The organism is Flavobacterium branchiophilum NBRC 15030 = ATCC 35035, from assembly GCF_002217205.1.
Lineage (GTDB): Bacteria > Bacteroidota > Bacteroidia > Flavobacteriales > Flavobacteriaceae > Flavobacterium > Flavobacterium branchiophilum.
Map to the genome: position 1 here is coordinate 1 of NZ_MUGT01000201.1, position 892 is coordinate 892.

1 pseudogene is annotated in these 892 nt (G+C 44.3%); it reads left to right on the top strand.

Annotation, left to right across the window (positions count from 1 at the left end):
* A pseudogene (locus B0A58_RS15775) lies at positions 1-892 on the top strand (adhesin); the annotation flags it as partial.

Below are 892 nucleotides of genomic sequence, written 5' to 3' on the forward strand. Positions count from 1 at the left end.
TATGTATCTGTAACCGATCTTATAGGTTCAAATTGTACGGAATACCGACAATTTCAATTACACATCAACCCCCTTTCCGATGCCGTTGCAAGCGGTACGGCTACTGTAAACTTAAACAGCAGCAGTCCGTCGGTTACTTTTACGGGGAGTGGTGGCGTAGCTCCTTATACGTTTACCTATAATATTAATGGAGGTACAAGCCAACAAATAGCCACTACTACTGGCAATAGCGTGTCTATACCTGTGCCTACCAATACTTTAGGGGTTTTCAATTACAACATAACAAGTGTTACCAGTGCCAATAACTGCCCTAAAGCGGTGAGTCAAACGGCTACAGTTACCGTTTTATCGTTGCCAACAGCTACTATTGCTGGCACAACGGCCACTTGTTTGAACGATGCAGCACCCAATATCACTTTTACAGGTGCCAATGGCGTAGCTCCTTACACTTTTACATACAATATTAATGGAGGTGCCAATCAAACCGTTAGCACCACTACGGGCAATTCTGTAACAGTGGCTGCGCCTACAACTTCAGCTGGAACTTTTGCTTACAATTTGATTTCTGTTGCCGATTCTGGAAGTCCATCTCAAAGCCAAACCCAATCTGGAACAGCCACTATTACGGTAAACAACCCTGTAAACGCAGGTACCGATGGCACTACCACAGTTTGTATTACAGATACCACCAGCATCAATTTATTCAGCTTGATTACAGGCGAACAAACAGGCGGGGTTTGGACCAGAACCAGCGGGGTTGGTGGTACTTTCAATGCCTCAACGGCAACTTTTGTTCCTACCAATGCTACCAATAGCACCTTTGTTTATACATTAACTGCCGCTTCACCTTGTGTTGATGATTCAAGTCAAGCTACTGTAAACATCAGTCCAG